The organism is Lentzea fradiae (assembly GCF_900100955.1).
GTDB lineage: Bacteria > Actinomycetota > Actinomycetes > Mycobacteriales > Pseudonocardiaceae > Lentzea > Lentzea fradiae.
The window spans coordinates 180,676-196,231 of the sequence record NZ_FNCC01000004.1; the positions used below are offsets into that span (position 1 = coordinate 180,676).

Sequence of the window (15,556 nt, forward strand, 5' to 3'; positions counted from 1 at the left end):
GCCGCAGACTAGGAGCCGCCGAGCACGTCGCGCGAGCGCGTTTCCGGCCTCCTGGCGAACGGCAGCGGCGTCGACTCCGGCGCGTCCACCTCCATCAGGCCCGCCGCGATCGCCACCGCCCGGTCCCACTCGGGGTCCGACGTGTAGTCGGAGTGCGCCGACACCCCGGACCGCCACCGCCGGCCGGGGAACGGCCCGCGCTGCGGGTCCGGCAGCCAGTGGTCGCCGCCGAGGACCAGCGCCCCCGTCGGCCCGCGCAACGCCGGTGCCAGCGCGCCTTCGGTGCCGTCCGCCCGGAAGCCCGCGCCGAGCAGCATCCCGTCGAACACCTGCCGCCGCCACGTCGTCACCGCGCCGCCCAGCGGGTCCGTGCCGCGGCACAGCGCCCGCCACCGTCCGTCGAGGCCGCCGGCGAGCTTGGCCAGTGACGCGTGCGGCACCACGGCCGGGAACGCCCGCGGGTAGGCCCACTGCAGCTGCGACCCGGCGGTGACCAGGCCGATCCGCTCGCGGTCGTGCGGCGGCAGCTCCTCCAGCAGCCTGGCCGCCGCGACGGCGACCAGCAGCGAGCCCTGCGAGTGCCCGCAGAGGACGACCCTGGTGCCGTGGTCGCGCAGGTGGTCCTGGACGCGCGAGACCAGTTCCGGCACCACCTTCAGCGCGTAGCAGGGCGGCACGATCGGGTGCGCCTCGCGCGGCCAGAACTGGGCGATGTCCGCGATGATCCCGAGCCTGCGCCCGGACTCCGGCTGCCGGGCCGCGAGGTACACGGCGCGCAGCAGCGCCACCGCCAGCAGGCCCAGCACGCCGACGCCGACGGCCGAGAACGGCGCGATCCACGTCGCGGGCGGCACGTTGCGCACCCGCAGGACCGTCGCCACCACAGCGCCGACGACCAGCACCGACGCGATGATGAGGATCAGGTGGTGGCCGTGGTTGCGTTCCCAGCGGGCCCACCACCACGCCCGCCGCGCGGCACGGAGGTCGCGCATCCGGCCGGAGTGCAGCAGTGACGCCTCACGCGCCCACTCCTTGCCCTTGCGGAACGCCCGCCACCGCACCGCGCTGGTGAACGACGCCACGACCAGCGTGCTGGCCAGCCCCAACGCGCCCGCCACACCCCACAGCAGGGTGATGTAGTCGTACCCGATGGGCAGGTGCAGCTCGTCGCTCAGCAGCTTGCGCACCGGCAGCGCGACCCCGGCGCCGAACCCGCCGCCGAGCAGTCCCGCGATCGCCAGCACCGGCGCGGCGAACCAGCCGCCCGCCCACGGCCGCAGCTCGCGCGGCAACGACTTCCAGCCCCCGCGCGCCAGCAGTGCGGCGGGGACGAGCAGCAGTCCGAAGAGCACCAGCACGAACGCCATCAGCAACGCCACGACCTGCACGGTCACGTCGGCGCCGGGCACCCGCACGGGCAGCTGCCGCTGCAACGCGAGCGTCGCGACCACCAGCAGCACCGACACCACCAGCAACAACCGGCGTGGCCTGCGCCCGAGCGCCGCCCGCAACCACCGCCCGCCGCGGTGGGGTGCGCCGCCCGTCGGGTCGTCGAGCAGCAGCACCCCGAGCACCGACGCGGTGATGAGCGCCATCGCGACGGTCCACGCCACCGTGACCGCCACGCCCATGCCGCCGCTCGCGGTGAGCTGCTTCAACGGCCCGCCGAGCGCGATCAGCGCGGCCACCGCCAGCGCCGCGACGACGTGCAGCGACCGCAGCGCCGGGGTGTCCGGGTCGGTCGCGACGTGCGCGCCGGGCAGTCCGGACGGCGGCTGCTGCTCCTTCTTCTCGGCGTCGGCGATCTCCCGGCGTTCGATCCGCCAGTCGACGTGCGACACCCGCCGCATCACCGCGACCACCACGACGATCGGCAGCAGCCCCAGGAACGTGCGGAGCCACGGCAGGGTGCGCACGTCGTCGGGGACGCTGGTCAGGCAGGCGGTGCCGGGCCGCAGGCACTGCGCGGCGAGCAGGTCGAGGCTGACCACCGAGATCTGCGCGACCAGCAACGCCGTCAGCAGCAGCGCGAACACCCGCAGCAGCGACCGCAGCCCGATGCCGAGCAGGTGGGCGGGCAGGTTCCGGTCGGGGACGGGCGGCAGCATCCAGTGCGCGACGTTCGCGATGCTGAACGGGAACAGCAGCGCCCACGTGGCCTTCGCCACACCACCGGAGGTCATCCCGCCCCAGAGGTACCCCTCGACCGTGCGGGGGATGGGGCGGCCGTCGGTCTGCAGGACGGGGCCGGGAGCCGGTCTGCGGAGCCTGTCCGCCGGTCGCACGATGCGGCCGAGTCCGTCGCCTGCGACGTCCACGGCGGCGACGGCGTCGACCAGCGTCTGCGGCGTCGTCCCCTGGACGCCGTGAACTCGCAGTTCGACGACACGTGTGTCCGGGCCGGCTATCAACACCCGAGACCTCCCTCACCCAGAGTAGGGGTCATAGTGCTGCATGAATCGGCGGTATGGTCGGACGACACCCGCTCTGAAGTGCCTTGGAGGACTTCGCACATGACCGCGGACCGGTTGCAGACCCGCAACGGCATCGACTTCGCAGTGGCCGACCTGTCGCTCCACGAGTTCGGTCGCAAGGAGATCCGTCTGGCCGAGCACGAGATGCCCGGCTTGATGGCGTTCCGCCGCGAGTACTCCGGGGTGTTCCCGCTCAAGGGCGCGCGCATCTCCGGGTCGCTGCACATGACGATCCAGACCGCCGTGCTCATCGAGACCCTCGTCGACCTGGGCGCCGAGGTCCGCTGGGCCTCGTGCAACATCTTCTCCACCCAGGACCACGCCGCCGCGGCGGTCGTCGTCGGCCCCCACGGCACCGAGGAGGAGCCCAAGGGCATCTCCTGCTTCGCCTGGAAGGGCGAGACGCTGGAGGAGTACTGGTGGACCGCCGAGCAGATGCTGACCTGGCCGGACGGCAAGGGTCCGAACATGATCCTCGACGACGGCGGTGACGCCACCCTGCTCGTCCACAAGGGCGTCCAGTACGAGGCGGCCGGTGTCGTCCCGAACACCGACGAGAACGACTCGGAAGAGTGGAAGATCGTCCTGGAGACGCTGCGCGCGTCGCTGGCCGCGGACAGCAAGAAGTGGACGAACATCGCCGCCGGCATCCGCGGCGTGACGGAGGAGACCACCACCGGCGTCATGCGGCTGTACCAGCTGGCCGCCGCCGGTGAGCTGCTGTTCCCGGCGATCAACGTCAACGACGCGGTCACGAAGTCGAAGTTCGACAACCGCTACGGCATCCGCCACTCGCTCATCGACGGCATCAACCGCGGCACCGACGTCCTCATCGGCGGCAAGGTCGCCGTGGTCTGCGGCTACGGCGACGTCGGCAAGGGCGCGGCGGAGTCGCTGCGCGGCCAGGGCGCCCGCGTGATCGTCACGGAGATCGACCCGATCTGCGCCCTGCAGGCCGCGATGGACGGCTACGACGTGCAGCGCCTGGAGGACGTGCTCGACCGCGCGGACATCATCATCACCACGACGGGCAACAAGGACGTCGTGATGGCCGAGCACATGGCGAACATGAAGCACCAGGCGATCGTGGGCAACATCGGCCACTTCGACAACGAGATCGACATGGCCGGCCTCGCCCGCTACCCCGGCATCCGCCGCAACAACATCAAGCCGCAGGTCGACGAGTGGGTGTTCCCCAACGGCCGCTCGATCATCGTGCTGTCCGAGGGTCGCCTGCTCAACCTCGGCAACGCGACCGGCCACCCGTCGTTCGTCATGTCGAACTCGTTCTCCAACCAGGTGATCGCCCAGATCGAGCTGTTCACCAAGCACGAGGAGTACGACAACGAGGTCTACCGCCTGCCCAAGGTCCTCGACGAGAAGGTCGCCCGCATCCACCTGGAGGCGCTCGGCGGCAAGCTCACCAAGCTGACCAAGGACCAGGCCGAGTACATCGACGTCGACGTCGAGGGCCCGTTCAAGGCGGACCACTACCGCTACTGAGTGCTTTCACAGGTTGTTTTCAGGGGCCTCCCGCGCACGTCGCGGGAGGCCCCTGTTTCATGTCGTCGTGGGATTCTTCGGCACCTTCGCGTTCGAGCACGGCGAGTGGAAGACGCTGTCCGAGGGCGAGCTACCGCCACTCGCGGAGCCGTCGCTGTGGATCGACGTCCACGACAGCGACATCACCTCGGTCGTCTACGCGCCTCCCGGCCCCGGCAGCGGCGTCGCCTACCTGGGCATGACCCCGCGCACGTACTTCGAGAACCCGAACGCCTCCGACCCGACCGACGTGCTCCGCGAGGCGTCCGGTCTCGCGGCGTGGTGGGCGTTGACGCACCCCGGCGCGGGTGACGTCGTGGCGAAGCAGGCGGAGATCCTCGGGTTCCTGGCGGAGGACGAGGACCCGGACACCTTCGAGTGGGACGAGTCCGAGGACATCGACGACATCGACGACGCCGAGGTGTTCGTGGAGGTCAAGACGGCCCGGTTCCTCGCGGCGCTGGGACTGCCGCTGCCGAACGAGCTGCGCTGAGGCAGCCGTGGGCAGGTTCGTCCTGGAGGCGTCGTACAAGCATGGTGTCGACACCGCCCTCCTGCGCACTGACGACGAGATCGCGGACTTCCTGACCGAGTTGGCCAACGCTGGGCCGGACTACCAGTCGGCGACGATCTACGTGGTGGACGAGACCGCTGACGAGGACCCGGCGCACGAGGTGGTGGTCGGTGTCGACCAAGCCGCCGCGCTCGGCGCCGTCCGCTATGCCGGTGACGACGGCGAGTGGTTCAGCAAAGGCGACCGGGTCAACCCCGATGGTGTGCGCTACCTGTACTACGGCACGGCACACGGGTTCCCGGCAGACTCGGAGGTGCCGCTCGACCAGGTCCGCCATGCCCTGATCGAGTTGCTCGCGCGCGAAGGCAAGCGGCCCGCGTGCCTGTCGTGGCAGCCGGCCGCCTACTGAGCGGTGACGAACCCCTGCCAGGCTTCAACGCTGAAGCTCAGTTGGGGGCCGGTGGTGTTCTTGGAGTCGCGGACGTGCACAACCTGCGCGAACGCCACCTCGACGCAGTTGTCGTCGACGTCGTCGCCGCCGCTGTAGCTGCTCTTACGCCAGGTGCAGTCTCCGGCCATTGAGGTCCTCCCGCGGTCGCTTGGCGAGGTCCGCCACCGTATGCCGCGATTGTTCCTCACTGAGGGCGAGGGCATCCAGGCGCGTGAAAATCGATTTGCAGCGCTGAACACCTACCTGGTCCTGTACGAACACCTTCGCGAGGTCGGAGTGTGTGTATGCGACGTTGTCGCGCTTCTCGAACTCCCACAGAACGTAGTTGGCGAGCAGGACTCCAGCTGGACCGCTCGCCGCTGGTACGACCCGGAGGGAATGTGTCCGGAAGAGCAGTCTCTTGAACTGGGCTTCCATCACCTCGGCTCCGCCGACTTGCAACCGCAGCGCGTTCTCGTGGACGAAGAAGGTGCAGTCAGGACGATCGTGCCGACGCATGATCGCCTGCCGTTCCATCCGGAAGCGCACGGCGGCGTCGATCAGCTCCGGTGCGAGAACTGCGCGTGCTTCGTACAGCGCCCTCGCGTAGTCCTCGGTTTGCACCAATCCGGGGATGTACGTCAGGTTGTAACTGGTGATCGTGTCGGCAACGGACTCGGCCATCGCCATCGTGCGCAGGTTGTCCGGTACCTGGACGAAGTAGTGGTCGAACGCGGAGCGGTACCTGTCGAGGAAGTCCTCGATGAACGCCTGGCTGCGTCCGCACCTCCCCAGGTACTGGACCAGGTCGATCTCGGTGGCCCGCACCTTCCCGTTCTCGATGTTCGACACCTTCCCGGGGTCCCAGCCGAGCATCCGGGCGATCTTGCGCCCGCGGAAGGTCGTGAAGCGCTCCCGCACCTGCCGCAGCTCGTCGCCCAGGTCGCGGCTGTAGGGAGTCGACGGATCGCCGTTCATGGGATTCGACGGTAGGTGTTGGAGGAGCTTCAACATCCCGCTCGAACGGGTGGAATCAGCGGGTGGCGGTCACCGAGTAGACCGGTAGTGCCTTGTTGTCCGACGTGAGCGTGTCCAGGACGTCGACGTGGCTCTGGATGAGGTCGCGCAACGGGGCCGGGACGGTGTGGAGGCGTTCTTCGACCACGTAGTGGCAGGCGTCGATCTCCCACGCCGCGTCGTGCATGTCCGTGGTGTCGATGGTGCGCGGGGCGGACGCGTGCCAGCCGGTCTCGTCCAGGACGGCGAGCAGGCGTTGGGAGGAGAACGGGGTGCGGACGTTCCCGTCGCCGCGTTCGCCGGTTGCCTCGATCATGCCCTGGATCTGGACGGCGAGGAGGTGCGCGAGCTGGTCGTGGGACGTGGGGCGCAGGTCCCACTCGGCGAAGCACAGCCGGTGTGCCCAGGGGCGGACTCGCGCCAGCGTGGTGCGGAGTTGGTCGAGTGAGGCGAAGTACCACGAGCACTGCGACAGCACGACGTGGTCGAACGCGTCGTCCGGGAACGTCTCGGTGAGCACGTCGAAGCCGAAGCGCATGTCGATGCGTTCGCCGAACGGGGTGGCGCGCAGGAACTCGGCGGAGTCGGCGAGGGTGACCGGGGCGCCGTAGGAGGGGTCGGCGATGTCCACGCCGGTGACGTGGCCGTGTTCGCCGACGGCGGCGGCCAGCACCGCGGTCATGTCGCCTTGGCCGCAACCGATCTCCAGCACGCGGTCGCCCGGCTGGACGTCCCAGGTCTCGACGAGCCCGGCGCGGAAGCGGGTCTGCACGAGTTGGACGTCCGGGTGTGTGACACCGGTGGCCATGGCGCGCGCGACTGCGGCTACGTCGATCATGTCCTCACAGTAGTGAGCCTGGCCAGGGGAAATCACGGTTGACGTGGCGGTTTTACTGGCACAGTGCGGACGACCATCATCAAGAAGACCTTGCGTGTGCCCACTTCGGACGGTGCGCCGGGTGACGGGGCGGTGGTCGCTCGTCAGTTGGACGCCGCTCTGCTCAGCTCGGGGTTCAAGGCGTCGCGGGAGCTGTTGGAGCACGTCGGTGGCCTCGCGGACGCCGAGGGGCTGGCGGCCGAGGTCGTCAGGGCCGTCAAAGCCCTGGTCGGGGCTCGGGCGCAGCACAACCCCTACTTCAAGGACTTTCCGCACAACGTGCCGGACACGTTGGAGTTTTGGCGTGAGTGTCTGCGGGACGCGGTCGAGCAGGGTGTGGAGCCGACGCTCAACTTGCTCGCCTTGCCGAAGTACGGCCGTGTGCAGCACACGTACGAGGAGATGCTGCGCGCGCACGAAGAGCTGATTCCGTCCCTCAAGGACCGCATCACGGTCGTGCACCTCGGTGGCACGGTCGAAGAAGAAGTGCGGCGTTTGTTCGAAGAGCTCGCGTCGAGCCCGATTCCACTGGCGGAGAGCGACAGGGCGTTGCTCGGTGAGCTGGCTGTGCTCTGCCTGGACGTGAAGGTCGAGGTGCCGGTCCGGGAGAACCGCGCGATCCTCAACGCCGCGCGGCTCGTCGCGCAGCGGCCGATCGAGGACGTCGACACCGTCACGGACGTGCTGCGGCTCGCCGCGGAGGCGTCCGGGGGCGATGTCACGCTCGTCGAGCCGACGCGGTTCCGGTCGTTCCGGCGGGCCGAGCGGCGGGTGCTGCTGGCGGCGCTGGACGGGGTGGCGGCGAGCAAGCTCGGTGACGTGCACCGGCACCGGGAGAGGTGGAAGCGGCTCGGGGAGCGGCTGCACCCGCACGAGCACCCGTTCGAGCAGGCGCGGGACGTGTTCGCGGTGGCGCGCGGGGAGAAGACCGCGCGGACGTTCGCCGGGCGGGTCGAGGTGGCGTTCGCGGAGGGCGACGTCGAGCGGGCCGTGCGGATTCTGGCCGACGCGCCGGGAATCCTGGTGCGGCAGGTCGACCGGTTGCTGCGCAACGGGGCCGTCGACCTCGCGCGGCACGTCAAGGCCGCGGTGCCCGAGGTGTCGAGCCGGGTCCTCGTGTCGTTGCTGGAGCACCTGGAGAACCGGACGACGCCGGACGTGGCGCGCGTGTTCGCCACGCGGAGCCGAAAGGTGTGGATCGCGGACGACGACCGCGCGCCGCTCGACCGGGAGGCCGTCGCGGCGATCGTGGAGGTCGTCGAGGACGAGCTGGTCCGCAGGCTGCCGGAGTGCTCGGAGCTCGTGGTCGACGACGAGGTGCTGGACGTCGTCGTGCCGGTCACGGGCACCGAGGAGGGCTTCGGCGTGCTGCCACGCGGGTCGAAGCTGACGCTCGACGGTGACGTGCTGCGGTTCTTCGTGCATTGGCGGCAGAACGTCCTGCGGACCGACTACGACCTGTCGGCCGTGCTGCTCGGCGACGACTTCGAGTTCCAGGGGCACGTCTCGTGGACGCAGCTCAAGCAGGCGGGCGCGTTCTACTCGGGTGACGTCACGGACGCGGTGGACGGCGCCACGGAGTTCATCGACCTGCACCGCAAGGCGATGACGGCCAGGTACGTGGTGCCGCAGGTGAACGTTTATGCGGGGGAGGGGTTCGACGACGTCGCCGAGTCGATGTTCGGGTTCATGAGCCGTGATCGAAAGCAGATGGGCAAGCCCTTCGAGCCGAGCACGGTCCGGGCCCGGTCTTCGTTGCGCGGCAAGGGGAAGGTCGCGTTGCCGGTGATGTTCGAACGGGAGGGTGACACCTGGTACGGCACGTGGCTGCACCTCTACCTGCGCGGCACGGCGTGGGGCAACCGCGTCGAGGCCAACCGCGACATCGTCAAGCTCGTCGCCTCGGCGGCGTTGCGGCGCAGGTACTTCACCGTGCGGCGGTTGCGGGACCTGTTCGCCCGCAAGGGAACTCGTGCGGACGCTCCGGTGCTCCGCATCGGGCTGGCGCAGGACGAGACCGGGACCGTCACCCAGGTCGGCCAGCTCGGGAAACTGCTGTCGGACTGAGCCGTCGCGCTGCTACCGTGGGCGTCGCGAGGCCATGAGGGGGCTTCCTGCTAATTCCGGGCCCGGGTCGGGTCTTCGGACCGCCGGTTTCAGCCCTCTCGCTCTCCTCGCACCCAACTTCCCGGCACGGGCGCCGGTGCCGGTGCCGAGCGCTGTGCCAGACGTCCTGTCCCGCCTGCACTCGTCACACACTCGCCCGTGTGTCACTCCGTCCAGCGCGCCCCGCCTCCCCAGCGTGACGTGGCTTTAGTACGCGGGGCCCTTTCGTACTGTGTGACAGTACGAAAGGGCCCCGCGTGCGGCACGGGAAACACGAAAGAGAGTTGCAAACCGGGGCGGGGCGTCACGGAGGGCACTTCTGGAAGCAGGATCAGTTCCACTCGACGGCGATGCCCGCTATGCCGGGGCCGACGTCGCCGAAGTAGGCGCTGACGACGCCGCCGAGCCCGCACACCAGCTCCTCGACGTCGACCGGCGTGGCGTCGGCCGACGCGCGGAACTGCTTCATGCAGCGCGCCGGCATCGCCCGCCGATGGAACGAGAGCTGCACCAGGTACGAGCCGCAGACGTCGCGGAACGTCCGGTGGCTGCCGACCGTGGGGCCGCCGGAGTCGTCGATGATCGTGAAGCTGAAGACGTGCTCCTCGCCCGCCGCGAGCCGCCGGTCGAACAGCATCTCCACGGCCAGGTTCCGGGAAGCGCTTTCCCTGCGCAGCCGCCCCTGCCGGCAACCCTCACCGGCCCGGACCAGGGCGTGGTCGATCAACGAGCCGTCGTCGCCGCGGTGCACGGCCAGGTATCGGTCCGGACCCTGGCGCACCGCGCGCACGACCATCCGTGTGGTGATGGAGCGCTGTTCGCGGTGCATGCCGATCTGGACGCTGTCGTGCACGGACAGCACTTCGAGGTCGGCGTTGCCGCGTGCCGCTTCTGGTACGGAGTCGAACGACGCGAGCAGCGGCGCGGGGTCCGGCCAGGTCGCGACGGGACGAGGGGCTGCGTAGGCGTTGCCGGAGCGCGGGCCGATGAGGTCCAACAAGGACGATGGCGGCAGGCGGAGCACGGACTCCAACGCGCGCACGGTGCTGATCGCGCGCGGCACCTCGGGGTGGCGCAGGCCGCGTTGCCAGTACGACAGCGTCGACTGGCCAACTTGGACACCGAGCTGCTCCAGATGAGCGCGCAGCCGGGCGAGCGAGAGGCCCCGGTGGGCTATCGCCTCGCGCAAAGCCCGGTGAAACGGCCCGTAGCGCAGCGTCTCGGCGAGAGGGGTCGGTAAACCCCCGATCGGGGCACCGACCGGTTCGTCGACCGATTCGGCGTGCCCGGAATCCGCGGCCACCGCGGCACCTACCCTTCACACACGCGCCGTGTGACTGTTCACCGTAGTCACTCGTTCTAGTGATCGAAAGATCGGATTTCCTCCGTGTGGGGGACCCGCTGCGGCCGTGTGAGTGGCCGGAACCGGGTACGTCTACTGTGCGCGCGTGGGCAAGCTCGTAGTGATCGAAGGTCTGGACGGCGCCGGCAAGCGCACCCTCGCCACCGGGTTGACCGCGGCGCTCAACGCCGAGGGCAGGTCCGTGGCCTCCCACGCGTTCCCGCGGTACGGCATCAGTGTGCACGCCGACCTGGTCCGCGACGCTCTTTACGGCAAGGTCGGCGACCTCAGCGACTCCGTCTACGGGATGGCCGTGCTCTACGCGCTCGACCGGCGTGGCGCGGCCGACGAGATCCGCAAGGACCTGGAGGAGCACGACGTCGTGCTGCTCGACCGCTATGTGGCGTCCAACGCCGCCTACAACGCCGCGCGGCTGCACCAGGACGAGAACGGCGAGTTCGTCGAGTGGGTGCGTGCCCTGGAGATCGACCGCTTCGGGCTGCCCGTCCCGGACCTGCACCTGCTGCTGCGCGTGCCCGTCGAGGTCGCGGCGGAGCGTGCGGCCAAGCGCGAGCAGGACGACGACACGCGCACCCGCGACCTCTACGAGTCCGACGGCTCGCTGCAGTCGCGGTGCGGCATCGTCTACGACGGCCTGGCGAGAACCGGCTGGCTGGCGCCGTGGCAGGTCGTGGACGGCCGGACGGACGTGGACTTCTCGAAGCTTCTGGCGCCTCTCTTCACGCCCTGAACCGGCTGCGTAACGAAACGTGTTCGCCGCGCGTTTACTCCCCCGACGAACAGGGCCGATTCGCGCGAGGTGGGGCACGTGGATGGACAGTTCCGGCCGGTTACCGAACGAGCGCACACCGCCACCAGCGGCAACGGAACGTGGGCGGTGCGCGAACGCGCGACCGGGAGTGCGACGATGTTGAGCATGAAGGCACGCGTGCTCGTCGTCGATGACGACCCCGCCCTGGCGGAGATGCTGACGATCGTGTTGCGCGGGGAAGGCTTCGACACCGCGGTGGTCGCCGACGGTGCCCGTGCCCTGCCCGCGTTGCGCGAGCTCAAGCCCGACCTCGTGCTGCTCGACCTGATGCTGCCCGGCATGAACGGCATCGACGTCTGCAAGGCGATCAGGTCCGAGTCGGGCGTGCCGATCGTGATGCTCACCGCGAAGAGCGACACGGTCGACGTGGTGCTGGGCCTCGAGTCCGGTGCGGACGACTACGTCGTCAAGCCGTTCAAGCCCAAGGAGCTGGTGGCCCGCATCCGGGCGCGCCTGCGCCGCACGGAGGCGGAGCCCTCCGAGGTGCTGCAGATCGGCGACCTGACGATCGACGTCCCCGGCCACGAGGTGCTGCGCGAGGGCAGGCCGATCCAGCTCACGCCGCTGGAGTTCGACCTCCTCGTCGCGCTCGCCCGCAAGCCGCGCCAGGTGTTCACCCGCGAGGTGCTGCTCGAGCAGGTGTGGGGTTACCGCCACGCCGCCGACACGCGCCTGGTGAACGTCCACGTGCAGCGGCTGCGGTCGAAGGTCGAACGGGACCCCGAGCACCCCGAGGTGGTGTTGACTGTCCGCGGCGTCGGGTACAAGGCCGGCCCTCCGTGACAGGTGGCATATGAAGTTCGTACGGCCGGTCGCCGCGAAAGCGCAGCTCCTCGCCGAGGAGGCGCGGAAGCGGTGGGCCGCGTTCGGTGACCTGTGGCGTCGCTCGCTGCAGTTGCGCGTCGTCGTCTCGACGCTCGCGCTGTCGTCCGCCGTGGTGTTCGTGCTGGGCATGGTGCTGCAGATGCAGATCACCAACCAGCTGCTGAACACCAAGGAGGAGGCCGCGGTGCGCCAGGCGATGGCCTCGCGCAACCTCATCCAGTCCGACCTGGTGGGCCTGAACCCCGGTCCGGACAGCGTGCAGACGCGGTTCACCAGCGCGATCAACAAGCTCGCCGTGGGCGGCGCCGGCACGGACGCCACCACGGCGGGAGCCGGCGCGTTCGAACCGGTGCTGGCCGACGGCCTGGCGACGAGCGGCGCCGGGCGCGTGCCGTCCGTCGGGCCGCTGGAGGACGTCCCCCGCGCGTTGCGCGAGATGGTCGAGAACGGCGACGAGGGCACCCAGATCCACACGGTGCAGCGCGAGGGCACGGCCACCACGCTGTTCGTCGTGGGCCTGCCGATGAGCACGTCCGCGCGTTCGATGCAGCTGTACCTGATCTTCCCGCTGACCGCGGAGCAGCGCACCGCCGAGGTCGTGCAGTCGACGCTCGCGGTCGGCGGCATCGTGCTGCTGGTCCTGCTCGCGATGATCGCGAACCTGGTGACGCGGCAGGTCGTGCGGCCGGTGCGGCAGGCAGCCGAGGTCGCGGAGCGGTTCGCGGACGGCACCCTGCACGAACGCATGCACGTCGTCGGCGAGGACGACGTCGCACGCCTGGCCGAGTCGTTCAACGAGATGGCCGAGTCGATCCAGGCCCAGTTCAAGCAGCTGGAGGAGTTCGGCCAGCTGCAACGCCGGTTCACCTCCGACGTCTCGCACGAGCTGCGCACCCCGCTCACGACGGTGCGTATGGCCGCGGACGTCCTGCACGCCTCCCGCGAGCAGTTCCCGGCGGGGCTCGCCCGCTCCACCGAGCTGCTCGTCGACGAGCTCGACCGGTTCGAGTCGCTGCTCGGCGACCTGCTGGAGATCTCCCGCCTGGACGCGGGCGTCGAGGAGCTGACCGCCGAACAGGTCGACATCCGCGTGCTGGCCCGCCGCGCCCACGACTCGGTGCGCGCGATCTCCACGAGCGCGAACTCGCCCGTCGTGCTCGACCTGCCCGACTCCGAGCTGACCGCGGAGCTCGACTCCCGCCGCGTCGAACGCATCCTGCGCAACCTGCTCGCGAACGCCATCGACCACGGCGAGGGCCAGCCCGTCGAGCTGACCATGCGCGGCAACGACAACGCCGTCGCCATCACCGTGCGGGACCACGGCGTCGGCCTGCGCAAGGGCGAGGCGGAGCTGGTGTTCAGCCGCTTCTGGCGCGCCGACCCGTCCCGCAACCGCCGCACCGGCGGCACCGGCCTCGGCCTGTCGATCTCGCTGGAGGACGCCCGCCTGCACGGCGGCTGGCTGGAGGCGTGGGGCGAACCCGGCCACGGCGCCGTGTTCCGCCTGACCCTGCCCCGCCGCCACGGCGAGGAGCTCCGCGAGAGCCCGCTGCCGCTCGCGCCCGCGATCGAGGGCGTGCCCACGGCCGCCCCCGCCGCGGAGGAGCCCCCGGAGGCGGAGGAACCGGGGGAGGTCGAGCTGAGGCCGGAGGAGATCACCTGGCAGCCCGCCCAGCCGGTGGACGGCACGTCCGAGGGCGACCCCGCCGACTCGGGCGACTCCCGGCAGGCGCCTTCGCCGGCGTCGCGAGATGTTTCGGAGGAAGTGCGGTGAAACGGCTGGCTGTGGCGGTGCTCGTCCTCGTGACCCTGGCGGGGTGCGCCGCGATCCCGACGAACACCCAGCCGAAGCCGATCGGCACCAAGGACGGCAAGTCGACGAACACCGTCAAGGCGCCGGAGCCGCGGCAGAACATCGACCCGTTCATGCTCGTGCGCGACTTCATCGACGCGACCTCGAACCCGGACAGCGACTTCGCGGCCGCCCGCGCCTACCTGACGCCGGAAGCCAACGAGAAGTGGGACACCAAGAACCCCACGATCATCGAGACGACGTTCGCCACCGTGCCGACCTCGCAGGCCCCGCAGACGCCCCAGGACAAGACGCAGACCGTGCTGCTGCAGGGCAAGTACGTCGGCCGGCTGGGCAACGACAACTCGCTGGTGCCCCGGCTCGGCGACATGTCGCAGATCGTGAAGCTGGAACGCAACAACGAGAACCAGTGGCGCATCTCCGAGCCGCCGCCCGGCGTCTACATGCCGCAGAACCAGTTCAACAACAACTACCGCCGCGTCACGCTCTACTTCTACAACCCCGAGTTCACCGTGCTGGTGCCGGACCCGCGCTACGTCGTGATCCCGCCCGCCACGAGCATCCCGACCCGCGTGACGGAGCTGCTGATCAAGGGCCCCGGCGACGCGGTGCGCGACTCGCTGGTGAGCGCCCTCGGCCCGGACACCGACATCTTCTCGGAGACCAAGGAGTCCGACGACGGCGCGCTGGAGGTCAACCTCACCAAGGTCGGCAAGGACCTGACGCCCGAGAAGAGCAAGCAGATCGTCGCGCAGGTCGTGAAGTCGTACTCCGGCGTGACCTCGTCGCGCGTGCGGGTCCTCGTCGAAGGACGGCAGATCCTGCCCGACCAGCGCGACTACCGGCCGTCCGACGTGTCGGCGACCGCGGGTGAGTCCTTGCTGGCGCTGAACGCGAACCTCCAGGGAATGCTCGTGGTGGACGGCGTCGTCCGCTCCCTGGCCGACGGCAACCCGATCAAGGGACCGGCGGGCAACGGCACGTACAACGTGGTGAGCGCGGCCCAGTCGCTCGACGGCTCCCGCCTGGCCGTGGTGACCAGGGAGGGCGGCGGCCTGCGCCTGCGCGTCGGCGAGCTGGAACAGGACCTGTCCGAAGTGGACCTGAAGGCCAACACCCTGTCGCGCCCGACGTGGCTGCTCTCCAGCGGCCCGAAGGAACCGGGCGCCGAGGTGTGGACAGCCGTCGACGGCGGCTCGGTCACCCGCGTGACCCGCTCGGACAGCGGCTGGACCGCCAAGGGCGTCAACATCACCGACATCACGCCGTTCGGCCCGATCAGCGAGCTGCGCCTGTCCCGCGACGGCACGCGAGCGGCCCTGGTGATCGCGGGCAAGCTCTACGTCGCGTCCGTCGTGCGCAACAACCAGGACGTGGCCCTGCGCTCACCCCGCCAGGTCCAGCCCTCGACACTGGGCGCGACCGTGCAGTCGATCGACTGGCTCTCGCAGGACGTGCTGGTGGTCTCCTCCTCCCTGCCGGCGCTGCCGGTCACCAAGGTCTACGCGGACGGCTACAAGCTCGACCGCTACAGCCAGTCGAACCTGACCGTGCCGGTCGGCTCGGTGGCGGCGGCGCCCGCACGTCAGGTGCAGGTGATCGACCCCTCCGGGCTGTGGTCGGCTTCGGACATCACCGACGTGTGGCGGTCCAGCGGGATCCGGGTGTCGTCGGGGGCGCTGGTCTTCTACCCGGGCTGAGCCTCCTCAGGGTCGTCGGGGCGTGGGACGGCTGACGCCGGGGGTGTGGCGTCAGGGCCGGGCGTCGGGCCGGGCTGGGCGTTG

General features: G+C 70.1%; 13 protein-coding genes. 8 read left to right on the plus strand and 5 right to left on the minus strand.

Going from position 1 to position 15,556, the window contains the following annotated elements:
- Positions 1-8: 8 nt before the first annotated feature.
- Entirely contained in the window at positions 9-2,414 is a 2,406-nt protein-coding gene (locus BLT23_RS10665) for a hypothetical protein (protein WP_090048129.1), read from the minus strand.
- Positions 2,415-2,513: 99 nt separating this feature from the next.
- Here BLT23_RS10665 and ahcY point away from each other — a divergent pair, with 99 nt between their 5' ends.
- The 3 genes from ahcY to BLT23_RS10675 all read left to right on the plus strand — a co-directional run bounded on the left by ahcY (position 2,514) and on the right by BLT23_RS10675 (position 4,939).
- Complete coding sequence (gene ahcY, locus BLT23_RS10670) at positions 2,514-3,977, plus strand: adenosylhomocysteinase (protein WP_090048130.1); 1,464 nt, start codon at positions 2,514-2,516, stop codon at positions 3,975-3,977.
- 67 nt (positions 3,978-4,044) lie between these two features.
- Positions 4,045-4,509 carry a hypothetical protein gene (locus BLT23_RS40650; protein ID WP_176946683.1) on the plus strand — a complete coding sequence of 155 codons (465 nt, stop codon included), beginning with the start codon at positions 4,045-4,047 and terminating at the stop codon, positions 4,507-4,509.
- Between the two features lie 7 nt (positions 4,510-4,516).
- Positions 4,517-4,939, plus strand: coding sequence for an Imm1 family immunity protein (locus tag BLT23_RS10675; protein ID WP_176946684.1), 423 nt, complete (start codon positions 4,517-4,519; stop codon positions 4,937-4,939).
- On the opposite strand, the gene BLT23_RS10680 is transcribed toward BLT23_RS10675, so the two are convergent.
- Genes BLT23_RS10680 through BLT23_RS10690 form a run of 3 tightly spaced genes read right to left on the minus strand, consistent with a single transcriptional unit; the run spans position 4,933 to position 6,815 of the window.
- Positions 4,933-5,109, minus strand: a complete 177-nt coding sequence (locus BLT23_RS10680) for a DUF397 domain-containing protein (RefSeq protein ID WP_090048132.1) — start codon at positions 5,107-5,109, stop codon at positions 4,933-4,935. The genes BLT23_RS10675 and BLT23_RS10680 overlap by 7 nt on opposite strands.
- Complete coding sequence (locus tag BLT23_RS10685) at positions 5,084-5,938, minus strand: DUF5753 domain-containing protein (protein ID WP_090048133.1); 855 nt, start codon at positions 5,936-5,938, stop codon at positions 5,084-5,086. Before BLT23_RS10685 ends, BLT23_RS10680 begins: the two co-directional genes overlap by 26 nt.
- Before the next feature lie 55 nt (positions 5,939-5,993).
- Positions 5,994-6,815, minus strand: a complete 822-nt coding sequence (locus BLT23_RS10690) for a class I SAM-dependent methyltransferase (protein WP_090048134.1) — start codon at positions 6,813-6,815, stop codon at positions 5,994-5,996.
- 63 nt (positions 6,816-6,878) lie between these two features.
- Here BLT23_RS10690 and BLT23_RS10695 point away from each other — a divergent pair, with 63 nt between their 5' ends.
- Positions 6,879-8,921: a TerD family protein gene (locus BLT23_RS10695; protein WP_090048135.1), complete on the plus strand. Its 2,043-nt coding sequence runs from the start codon at positions 6,879-6,881 to the stop codon at positions 8,919-8,921.
- A gap of 370 nt (positions 8,922-9,291) precedes the next feature.
- Here BLT23_RS10695 and BLT23_RS10700 read toward each other — a convergent pair whose 3' ends face one another.
- A complete protein-coding gene (locus BLT23_RS10700; protein ID WP_090048136.1) occupies positions 9,292-10,263 on the minus strand; it encodes a helix-turn-helix domain-containing protein in 972 nt (323 codons plus the stop codon).
- Between the two features lie 145 nt (positions 10,264-10,408).
- Here BLT23_RS10700 and BLT23_RS10705 point away from each other — a divergent pair, with 145 nt between their 5' ends.
- The 4 genes from BLT23_RS10705 to BLT23_RS10720 all read left to right on the plus strand — a co-directional run bounded on the left by BLT23_RS10705 (position 10,409) and on the right by BLT23_RS10720 (position 15,472).
- Positions 10,409-11,053: a dTMP kinase gene (locus BLT23_RS10705; protein WP_090048137.1), complete on the plus strand. Its 645-nt coding sequence runs from the start codon at positions 10,409-10,411 to the stop codon at positions 11,051-11,053.
- Between the two features lie 186 nt (positions 11,054-11,239).
- Entirely contained in the window at positions 11,240-11,917 is a 678-nt protein-coding gene (gene mtrA / locus BLT23_RS10710; protein ID WP_030471262.1) for an MtrAB system response regulator MtrA, read from the plus strand.
- A gap of 10 nt (positions 11,918-11,927) precedes the next feature.
- A complete protein-coding gene (gene mtrB, locus BLT23_RS10715; protein WP_090048138.1) occupies positions 11,928-13,733 on the plus strand; it encodes an MtrAB system histidine kinase MtrB in 1,806 nt (601 codons plus the stop codon).
- Complete coding sequence (locus tag BLT23_RS10720) at positions 13,730-15,472, plus strand: LpqB family beta-propeller domain-containing protein (RefSeq protein ID WP_090048139.1); 1,743 nt, start codon at positions 13,730-13,732, stop codon at positions 15,470-15,472. Before mtrB ends, BLT23_RS10720 begins: the two co-directional genes overlap by 4 nt.
- Positions 15,473-15,556: the final 84 nt, after the last annotated feature.

What these genes read in the sequence shown, in the direction of transcription:
- BLT23_RS10680 (WP_090048132.1), bottom strand. Translation starts at nt 5,109, where the DNA reads ATGGCCGGAGACTGCACCTGGCGTAAGAGCAGCTACAGCGGCGGCGAC.
- mtrB (WP_090048138.1), top strand. Translation starts at nt 11,928, where the DNA reads ATGAAGTTCGTACGGCCGGTCGCCGCGAAAGCGCAGCTCCTCGCCGAG.
- BLT23_RS10685 (WP_090048133.1), bottom strand. Translation starts at nt 5,938, where the DNA reads ATGAACGGCGATCCGTCGACTCCCTACAGCCGCGACCTGGGCGACGAG.
- BLT23_RS10690 (WP_090048134.1), bottom strand. Translation starts at nt 6,815, where the DNA reads ATGATCGACGTAGCCGCAGTCGCGCGCGCCATGGCCACCGGTGTCACA.
- ahcY (WP_090048130.1), top strand. Translation starts at nt 2,514, where the DNA reads ATGACCGCGGACCGGTTGCAGACCCGCAACGGCATCGACTTCGCAGTG.
- mtrA (WP_030471262.1), top strand. Translation starts at nt 11,240, where the DNA reads ATGAAGGCACGCGTGCTCGTCGTCGATGACGACCCCGCCCTGGCGGAG.